We start from the raw sequence: 15,186 nt of genomic DNA, 5'->3' as shown, positions 1-15,186 counted from the left end.
CCGGCGAGCGTCAGTAGAACGCCCGCATCGCGCGCGGCCGCACGTACACGCGGCGGTACACGGTCTGCTGGCCCGGCAGGCCCGACATCAGATTCGAGGTCATCGTGAACGGGTTATACGACAGGAACACTTCCACGATGATCGCGGAATCGCCCGTGCGAAATGGCCACGAAGCCGGCAACGGGCTCGTGCCCGTAATCCGCGATGCCATGTTCGTGCTCTTGCTGTTGGTCCATGAAGGCGGCGACGCCGTCCACTGGACTTTCGGCGTGGCCGTCGTCATCGAGGTATCCATGTCCTTGCATTTGTTGCTGGAATCGGGATCGCACACGAACGTCACATACACCATGCCGTTCGCCTTCAACTGATACGGCGCGGCGAGCAGCGCCGCGTCCTGCCATAGCGAGCCGTAGCTGTTCGCATCGGTGGTGTCGTTGTTGTCCGCGATGATCGAGGTCATCTGACCGATGGTGTTGGCGAGCGTGAACGCGGTGCGGTCCACCGCGCTGACGGCGCGCATGTACATGTAGACCTCGGCGAAGCCGAGCATCACGATCAACATCATCGGCACGATGATGACGAATTCGACGGACACGCTGCCGCGATCCGAACGCAACATGCGGTTCAGCTTCGCGCGGATCGACCGCACTGTTTCGAAGAGCGTTCTCATTTCTCGTTCTGCACGATGAAATTGCGCTGGAAGGTCAGTTCCGAAATCCCGAACATCGCCGGAATGCCGGTGATGCCGGGCATCCTGACCTGGATGTTGTAGGCGACCACGTCGCCGTATCCGCCCATGTCCTGCGTCGGCGTGTACGTGGAACTGGCTACATTGGCGTAGCCGTAGTTACCGTAGTTCAGCTCGGTGACGGTGATGGTCGCGCCCAGCGTTCTCCATCCGCCGAGGATCGCTTCGACGATCGCCTGCGCCTTCTGCACGCGCGTGCCCGTGTTCGGCGCGGTCGTCGTCAGGCCCACGCGCGACGCTTCCTGCGCCGCGGCCTGCACCGTCGCGTCGACGATCATCTCCAGCGCGAGCTCCACCGTGCCGATGATGAGGATCGCCGCGATGAACACGACGAACGCGAATTCGATGGACGCGATGCCGCGCTCGTCGCGCAGCAGTCGCATCGCGACGGCCGGCGATCGTGGGCGGCGGCGCGCGGAGGCTTTCATTTGAGACGCGTCGTCTGCACCTGGGCCGTCGGAATCGCGGCCGGCGTCGCGGGCCGCGCGGACGATGCGGTCGAAACCGGCGATGCGGACGGAACGGCCGACGCGCGTTGCGACATCAGCTCGCGCTGAATGTCGTAGTAGCGCAGGTTGTCCTCGACCGATGCCTTCGGCAGATCGCGCGACAGGATTTCCGCAGCCGCTTCGCGGTTGCCGAGCAGCCCGTAGGCGAGGGCGAGATCCTGGCGCGCCTGCGGTGGCGCGGCGGGAAAGCGCGTCACGTCGAGCAGCACGTTCGCGCCTTCGCGCGGATCGCCGGAGAGCGTCAGCGACAGGCCGAGGTTCACCGAGAGCAGCGGGTCGCCGACATTCTTCCGCAGCGCCTGGCGCAGCACGCTCTGCGCGCCCTTGTGATCGCCGCTCATGTCGAGCGCGGCGCCGAGCCCGGCCGAGGCGAGCGGGTCGTCCGGCGTGAGCGCGAGCAGACGCCGGTAGGTCGCGATGGCGTCGTCGAAACGGCGCTGACGCATGGCGACGCGTGCGAGGCCGATGAGCGGCGCGCTCGCCTTCGCATCGACCTTGCTGGCGCGATCGTAGTAGACGCCCGCGCGCGTGAAATCGCCGACCGTATAGAGCGTGTTGCCGAGTCCCGTCAGTCCCGCGACCGAGTGCGGGTCCGCCTGCACCGCCTTTTCGTAGAGCGAGGTGGCGAGCTCGACGTTGCCCGAATCGAGCGCCGTGTCGGCGATCCGCAGCTCGCTCATCGTGCTCGGTGCGGAATTGCGCGTGACGGGGCGGCTGTCGACGCTCTGCCGGGTCGTCGTCGTGCAGGCGGACAGCGCGATCACGAGCGTCGCACAGCAGGCAGCGAGTGCGAGGCGGCGCATGCCGGGAAGTGGAGTCGGTGTGGTCTTCATTTCTTTGCAAAGACGCTCATGAGTTGAATGACGGCCGGGCCTGCGGCGATCAGCATCACCGCGGGCAGGATGAAGAGCATCATCGGCACGGCCATCTTGGGTGCGAGCTTGGCCGCCTTTTCTTCGAGCGACACGATGTGCGCGAGCCGCTCGGTGTGCGACAGCGTGCGCAGGGCTTGCGTGATCGGCGTTCCGTAACGCATCGACTGCGTGAGCGTGGAAATCAGCGCGCGGATCGACGGCAGGTCGATGCGGTCGGCGAGCGCCTGCAGTGCACGCGTGCTGTCGCCGGAAAGCGAGAGTTCGTCGGCGGTCAGCGAAAATTCGCCGGAGAGCGGCGGACAGATGGTCTTCAGCTCGTCGGCGACGCGCCGGATCGAAACACCGAGGCTGTTGCCCGCGTTCGTGCAGATGACGAGCAGATCCAGCGCATCGGGCAGGCACGACGCCATGGCCTTGCGCCGCCGCGACGCGAAGAAGGCGAGCACGTATTCCGGCAGGATCATGCCGACCACGAACACCAGCAGCATCATCGCGCCGCGCACGGCCGGATAGCCGCCGATCACGGGAATGCGCGAGCCGAGCATCACGGTGAACGCGGCGCAGACGAGCCCGACGACGAACTTGATCGCGAGCAGCACGGACACCGCCGCATGGCTGCGATAGCCGCTGCGGACCATCTGCGCGCGCAGCTTCGCGCGGTATTTGGCGTCGAAGAGCGGCAGCCGGTCGCCCAGACGCGCGAGGCGATGCGCGAGGCGAGCCTTGAAGCCTTCGCCGTCGTCTTCGTCGGCGAGCGTGCTTTCGTTGCGCTGCACGATCGCGGCCTGACGCGTGCGCTCGGCGATGCGCCCGCGCGTGCCGCCGTGCTTGGTCGCCCACCACAGCACGATCGCGACGACGAGCGCGAGCAGCATCAGCAGGTTGATGAGTGTTTCGAGGTTGGCCTGGCTCATCGCGCGGTATCCAGTTTCGACATCTTGTGAACGACGCCCAGTCCCATCGCGAGCGAAATCGCCGCGCACGTCAGCACTTTCTGTCCCGCCGACGTCTGGAACAGCACCATCAGATACGCGCGGTTGAGCAGGAACATGCTGCCCAGAATGAAGAACGGCACCGCTGCGAGAATCTTGGTCGTGATGCGGGCCTCGCCCGTCAGCGCCTTCGTTTTCTGGCGAATCTCGCGGCGCCTGCGCACGATGCCCGCGAGATTCTCCAGCGTTTCGCCGAGCTGTCCGCCGGTTTCGCGCTGCAGCAGCAGACAGACGCAGAAGAAGGAAAAATCGGCGATGCCGATGCGCGCGACCGCCGTCGCGAGCACTTCTTCCAGATCGAGACCGACCTTGAGGCCGTCGCCCATCAGGCGGAATTCGCTCTTGAGCGGCTCGGCGCATTCGCTCGACGCGACGCCCATCACGTGCGTCACCGGCACGCCCGCGCGCACCGCACGCACGATCAGGTCGATGAGATCGGGAAAGCCGTCCAGAAAGCGGCGCTTGAAACGCTCGACGAGAAAGCGGTATGCCTGAATCGCGCCGAGCACCGGCAGGCCGAAGAGGAGCAGCGGCGTGGCGAACGCAGGCAGAGGCAGCAGCTTCGTCATCGCGAGCGCGAGGATTTCGCCGATCACCGCCGTCGCGATCACGATGCGCAGCCCGCGCGCGCCGGCCACCGTCTTGAGCCGCGCGATCTTCGGCGCGAACCAGCGGCTCACGATGTTGTCGTTGCGGCTGAAGGTGAAGAGGTCGGAGTGATCGTGCCGCGGGTCGCGTCCGCTCGGACCCGCCGACGGAAAGGCGGCCTGCAGCCGCGCCTGGATGCGCGCCTCGGGGCGCTGTTTGCGCATGTCCTGAAACACGAGCAGCATGATGCCGAGCAGCAGCACGACGGCGAACGCGGAAAAGGTGATCAGGTCGATGGAACTCATGGCCGCATCGCCTCCAGCAATGCGTCTTCGAGACCGTAGTACGCGGCGCGCGCGGCGAACGCCGGCCGCACCGCGCCCGTTTCGAACACGCCTTTCACTTCCTCGCTGTACGCGCTCGCGTCATAGCGGAACGTGAAAAGATCCTGCGTGATGATGACTTCGCCTTCCATGCCGACGAGCTCGGTGATGCGCGTGACGCGCCGCATGCCGTCGCGCATCCGCTCGATCTGCACGATCATGTGCACCGCGCTCGCGATCTGGCGGCGGATCGACAGCAGCGGCAGGTTGCCGTTCGCCATCATCACCATCGACTCCAGACGCGTGATGCCGTCGCGCGGCGTGTTCGCGTGGATCGTGGTCATCGAGCCGTCGTGACCCGTGTTCATCGCCTGTAGAACGTCGAAGGCTTCCGGGCCGCGCGTTTCGCCGAGGATGATGCGGTCCGGGCGCATCCGCAGCGCGTTGCGCACGAGATCGCGCTGGGTCACCGCGCCGAGCCCTTCGGCATTTTCGGGGCGTGTTTCCAGACTGACGACGTGCGGCTGTACGAGCTGCAACTCGGCCGCATCCTCGATCGTCACGGTGCGCTCGCCGTGCCCGATGAAGTGCGACAGCGCGTTGAGCAGCGTCGTCTTTCCCGAGCCCGTGCCCCCCGACACGATGACGTTCAGCCGGCATGTGCTCGCGAGCTTGAGCACGGTGGCCATCGCGGCCGACAGGTTGCCCTGTTGCGCCATGCGATGCAGCGTGATGTTGCGCTTCGAGAATTTACGAATCGAGATCGATGCGCCGTGAATCGCGAGCGGCGGCAGCACGACGTTCACGCGGCTGCCGTCGGCGAGACGCGCATCGACCATCGGGCTGCTTTCGTCGACGCGCCGCCCGACGCCCGCCGCGATGCGTTGCGCGACATTGATCACGTGCGTGTTGTCGCGGAACTTGCAGTGAGTCAGTTCGAGCCGCCCGTGCCGCTCGACCCAGACCTGGTCGGGACCGTTGACGAGGACATCGGTGATGGTGTCGTCGGCGAGCAGCGGTTCGATCGGGCCGAGCCCGAACATGTCGTTCAGCAATTCGCCGACGATCTGCTGCTGCTCCGCGATCGTGACGTTCAGCCGCTCGCGCTCCGCCACGTCCAGCACGAGCTGTTCGACGCCCGGCTTCATCTGGTCGCGCGTCTTGCCGACGGCCGCCGATGGATTCATCGCGGCGAACACGCCGTTGCGGATCACCCTGAAGAGGTCCGAGCGCACGAGCACTTCGCTGCCTTCCGGCGCGTGCGCGCGGACGGGCGGCGCGACCGGCGGCGGCGCCTCGGCAACCAGCGCGGTTTCCGAGCCGGGTGCCGCGTCCGGATCGGGCGTGGGGCGGGGAACCTGCTTCTGTCCGAACATCAGCCTCTCCTGAGCCGAAGCTTCTGGAAGAACGAGCGCTCGCCGTTCATCTGCTGACCGGTCAGGTCGCCGCCGATGCGCGTGATCATCTGATTGAAGCCGTTCACCGCCTTCTCTTTCGGCGCTTCGCCGAGATTCTCGGCAGTCGCGAGCGACTTCGCCTCGAACGGGATTTCATACAGCACGTTGCGGCCGACCGCCGTCATGAAGTCGTTCGTCTGCACCTTGCCGCTCGTCGCGGCGTTCGGGTTGTTCAGCAGAAGCGAGGTCGGCGGATTGTTGTCGCGATCCTCGATGTGACGCAGCAGGCGGATCGTCTCGCGCGTGGAATGCACCGAGCGGTCCGCGACCATGTAGACGCGCGCGGCGTGATCGAAGGCCTCCTGCGCGAGCGGGTCCGTCACGGTGCCGATGTCCAGGATCACGTAGTGGAAGCTGTCGCAGAGCAGTTCGAGCACGCGCGGCAACGCACCCGGGCCGAACGGACGCGCCGCGCCGTAATCGTGTTCCGCCGACAGCATGAAGAGGCGGCTGCCCTTGGCGACGAGCGTGCGCTCCACGTATTGCGGATCGAGTCGATGCACGTTCTGCAGCACATCGACGAGCCCGTTGTTGCTCTGCAGCCCGAGCATGGAGTTGGCCGCGCCGCCGTGCAGGTTCAGATCGACATAAGCGACGCGCCGATGCGTGTCCTCCGAAAGATGGCGCGCGACATTGAGGGCGAGCGTCGTCACGCCGACGCCGCCGCGCGAGCCGGCGAACGCAATCGTCTTGCCGGCGCGCGCGAGCATCACCGGGCTGACCTTGCCTTCGGCGACATTGACCGTGCGCTTGAGCAGCTCGACCGTGATCGGCTTGACGAGGTAATCGCGCACGCCGATCTTGAGCAGGCTGCGGAACAGGCCGACATCGTTGCGTTCGCCGAGCGCCACCACCTGCACCGACGGCTCGCAGACTTCGGCGAGGCGGCCGAGATCGGACAGCGGCATCACCGAGTCCTGCAGGTCGACCAGCAGGAAGAGCGGCGAGCGGTCGACTTTGGCGAGATACGCTATGGCATCGTCGACGTTGCCCACGACGATATGCGCGTGCGGCATCGCCTGTTCGAGCACGAAGCTCTTCACGATCTGCTCGCTCTTGCGATCGGAGACGAAGGCGATGAAATCCGCGTTGCGCGTGCCGGACTTGGTCTTCGAAAAGGAGAACTCTGTGCTCATGGCTGGCCTTGTGGCTTCGGGCTGTATCGCGTTACATCACTTGCTGTCGCGTGAGGTCGACTTGTCGAGCGGAATCACGCGGCCGGTCTCGTAGCGCCGCACCGCGCTCGCCGCCACCGCGGCGTTCGCCGGGCCGAGCGTCTGCGGATGCACGGCGTCCTCGGGGTGCGCGAGCTGCGCGGCCAGATTGGTGTACGTCGCGCAGCCCCATTGCATGCTCGGGCGGCGGATGCCGGCATCGGTCAGCAGCGACGGGCGCGAGAGGCTGTCGCAATCGGGCGGCACGGCCGAGACGCCGTCGTAGCCGATCACCGTTTCGTTCGGCATGTTGCGCGGCGGCTTGAAGCAGCCGCTGGCGGCCACGGCGAACACGCCGGCGAGAAGAAGCGAAAGCAGTCGGGTGTATGTCATGACGGCCTCAATAGACGTAGCCGGCCGCGCCGACGAGGCGCGGTTGTCCGGCCTGTGCCGGCGCGCCGCCGTTCTGGCGCCGGAAGCTGTACTCGACATCGCTCGACGGCGAGATCAGCGAATCGAGCGGCGAGCGCAGTCTCGACGGATCGGTCGGCTCGACGAGATACGGCGTGACCATGATCACGAGTTCCGTCTTGTTGTTCTGGTAGTTCGTCGACGAAAACAGCTTGCCGAGCACCGGAATCGAGCCCAGGCCGGGCACCTGCGAAACGACGTCGCTGGTGTTGCTTTGCAGGAGGCCGCCGATCGCGAAGCTCTGGCCGCTCGCGAGCTCGACGGTCGTGTCCGCGCGGCGAACGGAAAGCCCGGGCACGGTGACGCCGCCGGTCGTCACGCTCGCGGTCGTGTCGATCTGGCTGACTTCCGGCCGCACCTTCAGGCTGATGCGCCGGTCGTTGAGCACGGTCGGCGTGAAATCGAGCTTGACGCCGAACTGCTTGAACTCGACGGTGATTGCGCCGTTGACCTGCGATACGGGAATCGGGAACTCGCCGCCCGCGAGAAAGCTCGCCGTCTGGCCGGACAGCGCGACGAGATTCGGCTCGGCGAGCACCGTCAGCAGGCCTTCCTGATTCAGTGCGTCGACGAGCGCGCGAATGTCCACGTTGTTCGTCTTGAAGGCGCCGAGGATCGAATAGGCGTTGTTGGTCGGCAGATTGACCGGATAGCTCACGGAGCCGTTGGCGTTCGTGATCGGCTGGTTCAGGTTGTAGATCGGGCGGCCGCTGAAGATGCCGCCGTAGAAGTTGCCGACCGCGTTGCCCATCGCCTGCCAGTTGATGCCGAGCTGCTGCGTGATGTTGCGATCCACTTCCGTGATGCGCACGCGCAACTGCACTTGCAGCGGCCGGTCGATCGTCATGCGATTGACGAGCACTTCCTTGTCGGCGAGAAAGGGCGTCACCGCCTGGACGATGGCGTCGGCATCCGCCGGGTTCGACGCCTGGCCGCTCAGCATCAGCGAACCCTGGCCCGTCGCGACCTGCACGTTCGTGTTCGGAAAGCGCGCCGCGAGCATGGCGCGCAAGGTGATCATGTCGCGCGAGACGACGATCGTGCGCTGCACGAGCGGCCGGTTGTTGGCGCCGAGCACGTAGAGCGTGGTCGTGCCGGTCTTCTTGCCGAGCACGAAAACCGCCTTGGCCGAGGGGACGTGCACATCGGCGATGGCCGGATCGGCCACGAACACCGACGCGACGTTTTCGTTCAGTTGCAGCATCGTGCCCTTGCCCGCGTCGAGAATGAGCGCGCCTTGCGCGGCGGCGGGCGCCGTCGCGTCCGTCACGCCCGGCCGCGTGACGTTCGCCGTGCGCACGGGCGAGGCCGCACCGGCGTAGGGCGGCATCTTTGCCGGCTGCGCGGCATGCGCGGTGGCGCACGCGATGAGCGCCGCGCCCGCCAGAGCCGGAGCGATCGACCGTCTGGCCGTGCGGCTCGCGATGCGACTCGAACTGAACTGCGTTTTCATGAATGTGAATCCTGGCGATGACGCGCTTGCGAACGAGGACATGGTGTCAACGCTCCGCGGGCACGGAAGGCAGCGGCGGAACGGCCTGGCCCGAACCGCCTGCCTGGGCGACGCTCGACGTATCCGACTTCTCGGAGCCGCGATAGATGGTCACGGTGCGCGGCATGGCCGGCGCGGCGCTCGGCGCGCCCGACTGGGCCGGGCGCGCGCGCGGCAGATCGCGCACGGCGCGGGAGATGTCGCCGGCCCAGATGGGCTTGCGTTCGGCTGACGATGCGCCAGCGGGCGCCGCCGGGTCGCGGCTGACCGTCGCGAAGCTGCGCAGCGCGAGCGAGAGGCTGCCGAGCCGCGCCGCGACCGCGACCACTTCGCCCATGCGCGGCGTGACTTCGAGGGTCACGGTGCGGGCGCGGGCCACGGCCACATCGCCATCGCCGTCGTTCTTCGGCCGCTTGATTTCCGAGCCGACGGCGAGCACCCGCACATGCTCGACGACCGTCTCGCTCGATACCGCGAGATCGGGGGACTCGGTGCGGCGGTCCATTTGCTGGGTAAGAAGCAGGTCGACGTAGTCGCCCGGCTGGATCAGCCCGGCGTTGCCGGACACGTCATCGACGGCGACCGAGACCGCGCGCATGTCGGGCTTGAGCGTCGCGGCGAGAAATCCCGGTGCGCTCGGCAGAAAGACATCGTCGGAGACGAGCACGGTGCCGCTCGCGACAGGATGGCGCAGCAGCGCGCCCTTCAGGTCGGGCGCACTCGCGACGCCCGCGACGATCGCGTTGGACGGCATCTCCGACTTCGGGATTTCCTTCCAGGCGAGATCCTCGTCGCGCAGCAGCAATCCCTGCGGCAGGTTCGCGGCGCTCACGAGCACTTTCTCGCTCGTCACGACGGGCTTCGGCGCGCGCGAAGCGCTTGCCAGCACGACGCGCACGATCAGCGCGATCAGAAGCGCGCCGACCAGCAGCACGGCGAATTTGATGATGTTGGACATGGGGTGGCCGTCCTATCGCGTCGAGATGAGGTGCAGCAGGGCAGGCAGCACGATGACGAGGCCGCCGCCGAAAGCGAGCGCCACGCCGTAGGGAACGCCGCGTGCCGCGGAGAACATCGCGAGCGCGCGCAGCGGCATGAAGCGCTGCGACGGGTTCATGCCGCGAGTGGCGAGACTGATGAGCGACACCACGGTCCCGATCACGGAGACGAGCGTCAGCGTCGCGAGCGAAAGACCGAATCCCACCCAGAGAAAGATGACCGAAGCGAGCTTGGCGTCGCCGCCGCCGAGCATGCGTGCGACGAACAGGACCGCGCACGCGAGGAACACGATAACCGCGAGCAGCAGATGCGAGATGACATCGTCGAGCGGCATGCCGACGATGCACGCATCGATGAAAAACAGTGCGCCGATCGTGAGGACGATGCGCGTCGGCAGGCGTCGGGTGCGCACGTCGCTGACCGCGAGCCACAGAAGCGCGCAGAGCACGAGGAGACGGATGACAACGGACAGGGTCGGCACGATGGGCTCGAATCGGTTCAGGTCAGATCGAGGTCCGGGCGTTTGAAGGCCCGGACCCGGGGCGACTGCTTAGCCCGCCGCGTTCTTGACTTTGGTGGTCAGGTTCGTGAAGACGTCTTGCATATTGGTGCTGAACGCCGAGCCGACGGCCACCAGCGCGACCACGACGATGCCGGCGAGGATGGCGTATTCCATGGCGCTAACGCCACGTTCGTCGCGCACGAAGGCCTTGATAAGTTTTTGCATGTTGCTTCCTTGATGAGTGAGAGTCGGGTTTGCAGTGCCAGGGGAAGTGCTTACCTGTTTGGATCATATCCACGGCCGCCCCGGCCAGAACGCAAGAACAGCAGGCAAAACAGGCCTCAATTTGAAGCGACCCGGGTGCTATGGATAAGCGCGTTAACGGCAGCGTTGTGACGAGCTTTAGTCGATTCGAGCGATGAATCGCAAACGCGGGAAATTCGCCGCAATCCCTTTGTTGACGGGCTTGTCAGCGATCGCACGATTACCCGGATAGCAAGACGGGCGCGTGCGCCGGCGTCGGGCGCATGCGGGCGATGCCGGTTGCCGGCGGCGCAGCAAACGTTTGCATGCCGAAGAGGCGGGCATGGGCGTTGCTCGCTTCGTCGCTGCAAGTCCACGTCATATGGAGGTCCGACATGCCCGAAAAGAGAACCCTCGAGCGCGCAGCGAAGGCGAAGCGCGCAGGCAAATCCCCGAGCACGCAGGCGGGGGCGTTCGTGAAGGAGCAGATCGATCACATTCGCGAGGGCAAGCACGGTGCGAAGTCGGCGAAGCAGGCCATCGCGATCGGCTTGTCCGAAGCGCGGCGCTCGGGCGTCAAGATGAAGCCGCCCAAGAAGGGCACCGCATCCGAGGCGACGCGCAAGAAGGCCGCCCAGGACACGAAGGCGGCGCATCGCACGAAGAAGAGCCCGGGCACGGAGTCGAAGGCGAAGCGCTCGGCGACCTCCACGCGCGTGCTGAAGCGCGAAAGCACCAAGGCTGCTTCGCACACGTCGCTTTCGCGGCAAACGCATGCGGCCGCGAGCCGGCGCTCGGCGGCGGATCGCTCAGCCGCCGCGAAGAAGGGCTGGGCGACGCGGCGCAGGAACGCGGCCGCCAAGTCCAAGGGCTCGCACGCTCGTCACCCGTCGCGCTGAGGCGGCAGCATCCGCGCGAACGAGACGGCCATCGTCGCGAGTTCCTGCGCCGCGGACGTGAGCGGCACGCCCGCGCGGCGCAGCAGACACACCGGCGTTTTGGCGGCGCGCTCGGCGATTGGCACGATGTCGACGTGCTCGCGGAAGAACGGATGCCCGGCGAGGCTGGCGGGTTCGAGGCCGAGGTAATCGCTCGACGCGATGCAATGCAGCGTGTCGAAGACTGCTTCGGTCGTCGCGGCGATGCGCGGCGGCGCGAGCTTCGCGTGTTCGAACAGCGTGGACAATTTGTTGCCCGGCGCACCGCCTCCGCGCTGCCGCGTGCTGACCCATTCGGCGTTGCGCAAGTCGTCGAGCCTGCGCGCACGTCCGAGCGGATGACCGCGCCGTGCAATCACCGCGACATCGGATTCGAAGAGCGGCGTGGTCTCCATATCGTGGATGTCCGCGTCGGGCGCGATCAGCGCGAGCGCGAAATCGAGGCTGCCGTCGCGCACCCATGACGTCAGCATGCGCGAGGTCGCGCTCGTCAGATGCACATCGATGCGCGGACAGCGTTCCCGGTAGCTCGCGAGCAGTGCGGGAAAAAGCCGCATCGTCGCTTCGGCGGCAAGTCCGAGCGCGACGCGGCCGGTCAGTTCGCCGCGCAACTGACGCATCTCGTCTTCCGTCTTGCGGCATTCCCCGAGAATCAGCTCGGCGCGCACGCGCAGGCGCTCGCCGATGGGCGTGAGTCGCGCGCCGCGCACGTCGCGTTCGAAGAGCGGCCCGCCCGCCAGCGCTTCGAGCTTCTGCAACTGCTGCGTGATGCCGCTTTGGGCGACATCGAGCCTTCGCGCGGCGGCGCGCACGCTGCCCGCATCGGCGACGGCGACGAACATGCGCAACTGCGTCAAGGTCAGATCCACGCTCGCCGGCTCCGTCGGGTGATCACCAAAAGTGAACATGATAAGCAAAACGCCTCTTTTTGCGAGCGTTTTGCGGTCGTACCATCGGTGCCGACATTCAGGAGACACCCCGTTCATGTTCAGACTCAGTGCCTTGTTCCTGGCCGCCGCGCTCGTGGCCGCCACGCCGGTTCACGCGAACGATGCCGACACCTTGCGCCTCGGCATCGACCCCGGCTATCCGCCGATGGACGTGAAGACGCCCGACGGCCATGTCGCGGGCTTCGACGTCGATCTCGGCGATGAAATCTGCCGCCGCATCGCGATGCGCTGCCAGTGGGTCGAGCTCGAATTCTCGGGGATGATTCCCGCGCTGCAGGCACGCAAGATCGACGGGATCATGTCGTCGATGGCGATCACCGACAAACGCATGAAGCAGATCGCCTTCTCCACCAAGCTGTTCCAGTTCCGCTCGCGCCTGATCGCGAAGCAGGGCGCGCCGCTCACGGCGAGCGCGCAGGGCTTGCGCGGCAAGCGCATCGGCGTGCAGAGCGGCAGTCAGTTCGAAACCTACGCGATGAAGAACTGGCAGCCGGGCGGCGTCGAAGTGGTCGCGTATCAGAGCATGGACGGCGTGCTGAGCGACCTGACCGCGGGGCGCATCGACGCCGCGCTGCTCGGCTCGGTCGAAGCCGAGCACGGCTTTCTCAAGACGCCGCGCGGCGCGGGCTTCGCGTTCGTGGGCGAGCCGCTATCGATGGGCGATCACGGCGTCGGCATGGGTTTGCGTCAGGACGACGCGGCGTTGAAGGCGAAAGTCGACAAAGCCGTCGGCGACATGCGCGCCGACGGCACGTATCAGAAGATCGCGCGCAAGTATTTCGATTTCGACGTCTACGGCGACTGAACATGCACACGCAACGCCATCCGCTCGTCTCCACCACGCTCGGCACGTCGCGCGAGCTCGTCAGCTTTCATTTCGGCGACGCCGCAAAGGGCGAAAGCGTCTATCTGCAGGCTTCGCTGCACGCCGATGAAACGCCCGCGATGCTCACCGCGTGGACCTTGAAGCAGCGTCTCGCCGCGCTCGAAGCCGCGGGCCGCGTGCGCGGCGAAGTCGTGCTGGTGCCGGTGGCGAATCCCATCGGACTGTCGCAGCATGTGCTCGGGCAATTTCTCGGGCGCTTCGAGGCGAACAGCGGCCACAACTTCAATCGCAGCTTTCCGATGCCGCCCGCCGCCGCGCTGATCGAACGCGTGGGCGCGCGCTTCTCGTCGCACGATGCCGCGCACAACGCGCGCCTTCTGCGCGGCGCGCTCGTCGGCATGCTCGGCGAAATGACCGCGAAAAACGAGTTCGAATCGTTGCGGCTCGCGCTGCTCACGCTGGCGTCGCGGGCCGACATCGTGCTCGATCTGCATTGCTCGCTCGAAGCGACGATGCACCTCTACACGAGCCCCGCGAGCTGGCCCGCGATCGAGCCGCTCGCACGCTATCTCCGCGCGAACGGCGTGCTGCTCGCGACGGATTCCGGCGGCCAGTCCTTCGACGAGGTTCATGCGCTGCTGTGGAACGAGATCCGCGAGCGTCTCGGCGACGAAACGCCGCTCGGCCCGCCGAACGTCGCGGCGACGATCGAGCATCGCGGGCAGCGTGATGTCGATTACGACACCGCATCGCATGATGCCGATGCCATCGTCGATTATCTGGTCGCGCGCGGCGTGATCGAGGGCGAGGCGAAAGACGCGCCGCCGCTCGCGCAATCCGCGACGCCGCTCGCGGGCAGCCAGCAACTGGCGGCGCCGGTGAGCGGGATCGTCGTGTATCGCGCGAAAGTGGGCGCGCGGCTGAAGGCGGGCGATCCTGTGTTCGATATCGTCGATCCGCTCACCGACGCGGTGACGACCGTCACGACGAGCAACGACGGCGTGTTCTACATGCGCCGCGCGATCCGCTTCGTGTCCGCGGGCGCGCCGATGGGGCGCGTGACGGGCGAAACGCCGGTCAGGCGCGGGGTGCTGATCGGGGCGTGAGGTCGCGCGCGTCGCGCCGGGCGCGGTTTGGCCTTGCTCGCTAGAATGACCCTTCCTCTCGAAGGAGTCTCGCCATGCTGGACTTCGGACGCCACGCCCGCACGCCGACGCTCGATATCGCCTACGCCGATTCCGGTCCCGCCGACGGTCCCATCGTGATGCTGATTCACGGCTGGCCTGATGCGGCGCGCGCGTGGAACGCGGTGGCGCAGCGGCTGAACCATGCCGGCTATCGTACCGTCGTGCCCGAGTTGCGCGGCGCGGGCGGCACGCGATTCCTGCGCGACGACACCGTGCGCGACGGCTCGGGCGTCGCGCTCGCGCACGATGCCATCGAGCTCGCCGACGCGCTCGGCATCGGCCAATTCGATGTCGTCGGCCACGACTGGGGCGCACGCGCCGCCTACACCCTTTCCGCGCTGTTTCCGGAGCGCGTGCGCCGCATGGCCGCGCTCGCGCTCGCGTATCAGCCGCGCGGCGTCTTCTCGTTGCCCGATTTTTCGCAGGCGCGGCGTTTCTGGTACCAATGGTTCATGTCGCTCGACGGCGGCCCGGATGCGCTCGCAGCCGATCCCAAAGGCTTCGCGCGCATTCAGTGGGACACGTGGTCGCCGCCCGGCTGGTTCGACGAGGCCGAATTCGCGGCGACGGCGCGCGCATTCGAGAATCCCGACTGGGTGCCGGTCACGCTGAACGCGTATCGCCGGCGCTGGCGCGGCGACCAGCCTTCCGACCCGGCGCTCGCCGAACTGCATGCGCGGCTTTCGACGATCGATCGCATCGGCGTGCCGGCGCTGATGATCCAGGGCGGCGCGGATTTCTGCGACGAGCCGGCGAGTTCGGAAGGGCAGGCGCACTATTTCACGGCGGGATACCGGCGTGTCGTGGTCGACGGCGCCGGGCATTTTCCACTGCGCGAAGCGCCCGATGCCGTCGCGGACGCAGTCATCGCACATCTGAATTGATCGGCGGGCTGGCGAGCGGCTTGCGCAGGATCACGGACAGTCCTGACA

General features: G+C 66.7%; 17 protein-coding genes. 4 read left to right on the top strand and 13 right to left on the bottom strand.

Annotated features, from left to right (window positions below; genetic code table 11):
* Window positions 1-10: 10 nt before the first annotated feature.
* The 12 genes from U4Y90_RS26745 to U4Y90_RS26690 form a co-directional block, all read right to left on the bottom strand.
* Window positions 11-670, bottom strand: a complete 660-nt coding sequence (locus tag U4Y90_RS26745) for a TadE/TadG family type IV pilus assembly protein (RefSeq protein WP_321799139.1) — start codon at window positions 668-670, stop codon at window positions 11-13.
* Complete coding sequence (locus tag U4Y90_RS26740) at window positions 667-1,176, bottom strand: TadE/TadG family type IV pilus assembly protein (RefSeq protein WP_321799137.1); 510 nt, start codon at window positions 1,174-1,176, stop codon at window positions 667-669. The genes U4Y90_RS26745 and U4Y90_RS26740 overlap by 4 nt, the downstream gene beginning before the upstream one ends.
* Entirely contained in the window at window positions 1,173-2,090 is a 918-nt protein-coding gene (locus U4Y90_RS26735; RefSeq protein WP_321799136.1) for a tetratricopeptide repeat protein, read from the bottom strand. Before U4Y90_RS26735 ends, U4Y90_RS26740 begins: the two co-directional genes overlap by 4 nt.
* Window positions 2,087-3,046: a type II secretion system F family protein gene (locus U4Y90_RS26730; protein WP_321799135.1), complete on the bottom strand. Its 960-nt coding sequence runs from the start codon at window positions 3,044-3,046 to the stop codon at window positions 2,087-2,089. The genes U4Y90_RS26735 and U4Y90_RS26730 overlap by 4 nt, the downstream gene beginning before the upstream one ends.
* Window positions 3,043-4,017 (bottom strand): type II secretion system F family protein, encoded by a 975-nt coding sequence (locus tag U4Y90_RS26725; RefSeq protein WP_321799133.1) that lies wholly within the window; start codon window positions 4,015-4,017, stop codon window positions 3,043-3,045. The genes U4Y90_RS26730 and U4Y90_RS26725 overlap by 4 nt, the downstream gene beginning before the upstream one ends.
* Entirely contained in the window at window positions 4,014-5,411 is a 1,398-nt protein-coding gene (locus tag U4Y90_RS26720) for a CpaF family protein (RefSeq protein WP_321799132.1), read from the bottom strand. The genes U4Y90_RS26725 and U4Y90_RS26720 overlap by 4 nt, the downstream gene beginning before the upstream one ends.
* On the bottom strand, window positions 5,411-6,628 hold the full coding sequence (locus U4Y90_RS26715; RefSeq protein ID WP_321799131.1) for an AAA family ATPase: 1,218 nt from the start codon (window positions 6,626-6,628) through the stop codon (window positions 5,411-5,413). The genes U4Y90_RS26720 and U4Y90_RS26715 overlap by 1 nt, the downstream gene beginning before the upstream one ends.
* 36 nt (window positions 6,629-6,664) lie before the next feature.
* Entirely contained in the window at window positions 6,665-7,039 is a 375-nt protein-coding gene (locus U4Y90_RS26710; protein ID WP_321799129.1) for a CpaD family pilus assembly lipoprotein, read from the bottom strand.
* A gap of 7 nt (window positions 7,040-7,046) precedes the next feature.
* Complete coding sequence (locus tag U4Y90_RS26705; RefSeq protein WP_415749418.1) at window positions 7,047-8,447, bottom strand: type II and III secretion system protein family protein; 1,401 nt, start codon at window positions 8,445-8,447, stop codon at window positions 7,047-7,049.
* 169 nt (window positions 8,448-8,616) lie between these two features.
* Window positions 8,617-9,567, bottom strand: a complete 951-nt coding sequence (cpaB, locus tag U4Y90_RS26700; protein WP_321799126.1) for a Flp pilus assembly protein CpaB — start codon at window positions 9,565-9,567, stop codon at window positions 8,617-8,619.
* A gap of 12 nt (window positions 9,568-9,579) precedes the next feature.
* Window positions 9,580-10,089 (bottom strand): prepilin peptidase, encoded by a 510-nt coding sequence (locus tag U4Y90_RS26695; protein ID WP_321799125.1) that lies wholly within the window; start codon window positions 10,087-10,089, stop codon window positions 9,580-9,582.
* Between the two features lie 69 nt (window positions 10,090-10,158).
* Window positions 10,159-10,335 (bottom strand): Flp family type IVb pilin, encoded by a 177-nt coding sequence (locus U4Y90_RS26690; protein ID WP_321799123.1) that lies wholly within the window; start codon window positions 10,333-10,335, stop codon window positions 10,159-10,161.
* Window positions 10,336-10,748: 413 nt separating this feature from the next.
* Here U4Y90_RS26690 and U4Y90_RS26685 point away from each other — a divergent pair, with 413 nt between their 5' ends.
* Window positions 10,749-11,252: a DUF6496 domain-containing protein gene (locus U4Y90_RS26685; RefSeq protein ID WP_321799122.1), complete on the top strand. Its 504-nt coding sequence runs from the start codon at window positions 10,749-10,751 to the stop codon at window positions 11,250-11,252.
* Here U4Y90_RS26685 and U4Y90_RS26680 read toward each other — a convergent pair.
* The gene (locus tag U4Y90_RS26680) at window positions 11,237-12,199 is read right to left on the bottom strand and encodes a LysR family transcriptional regulator (protein ID WP_321799121.1); all 963 of its coding nucleotides are present in this window, start codon (window positions 12,197-12,199) and stop codon (window positions 11,237-11,239) included. The genes U4Y90_RS26685 and U4Y90_RS26680 overlap by 16 nt on opposite strands.
* Before the next feature lie 76 nt (window positions 12,200-12,275).
* Between U4Y90_RS26680 and U4Y90_RS26675 the strand changes: the two genes are divergently transcribed.
* The 3 genes from U4Y90_RS26675 to U4Y90_RS26665 all read left to right on the top strand — a co-directional run bounded on the left by U4Y90_RS26675 (window position 12,276) and on the right by U4Y90_RS26665 (window position 15,138).
* Entirely contained in the window at window positions 12,276-13,046 is a 771-nt protein-coding gene (locus tag U4Y90_RS26675; RefSeq protein ID WP_321799120.1) for a transporter substrate-binding domain-containing protein, read from the top strand.
* 2 nt (window positions 13,047-13,048) lie between these two features.
* On the top strand, window positions 13,049-14,173 hold the full coding sequence (locus U4Y90_RS26670) for a succinylglutamate desuccinylase/aspartoacylase family protein (RefSeq protein ID WP_321799119.1): 1,125 nt from the start codon (window positions 13,049-13,051) through the stop codon (window positions 14,171-14,173).
* A gap of 74 nt (window positions 14,174-14,247) precedes the next feature.
* Entirely contained in the window at window positions 14,248-15,138 is an 891-nt protein-coding gene (locus tag U4Y90_RS26665; protein WP_321799118.1) for an alpha/beta hydrolase, read from the top strand.
* Window positions 15,139-15,186: the final 48 nt, after the last annotated feature.

This window comes from Caballeronia sp. J97 (assembly GCF_905220305.1).
Taxonomy (GTDB): domain Bacteria; phylum Pseudomonadota; class Gammaproteobacteria; order Burkholderiales; family Burkholderiaceae; genus Caballeronia.
The sequence above is the reverse complement of the archived record's forward strand: the minus strand, read 5'-3'. Positions and strand labels throughout refer to the sequence as shown.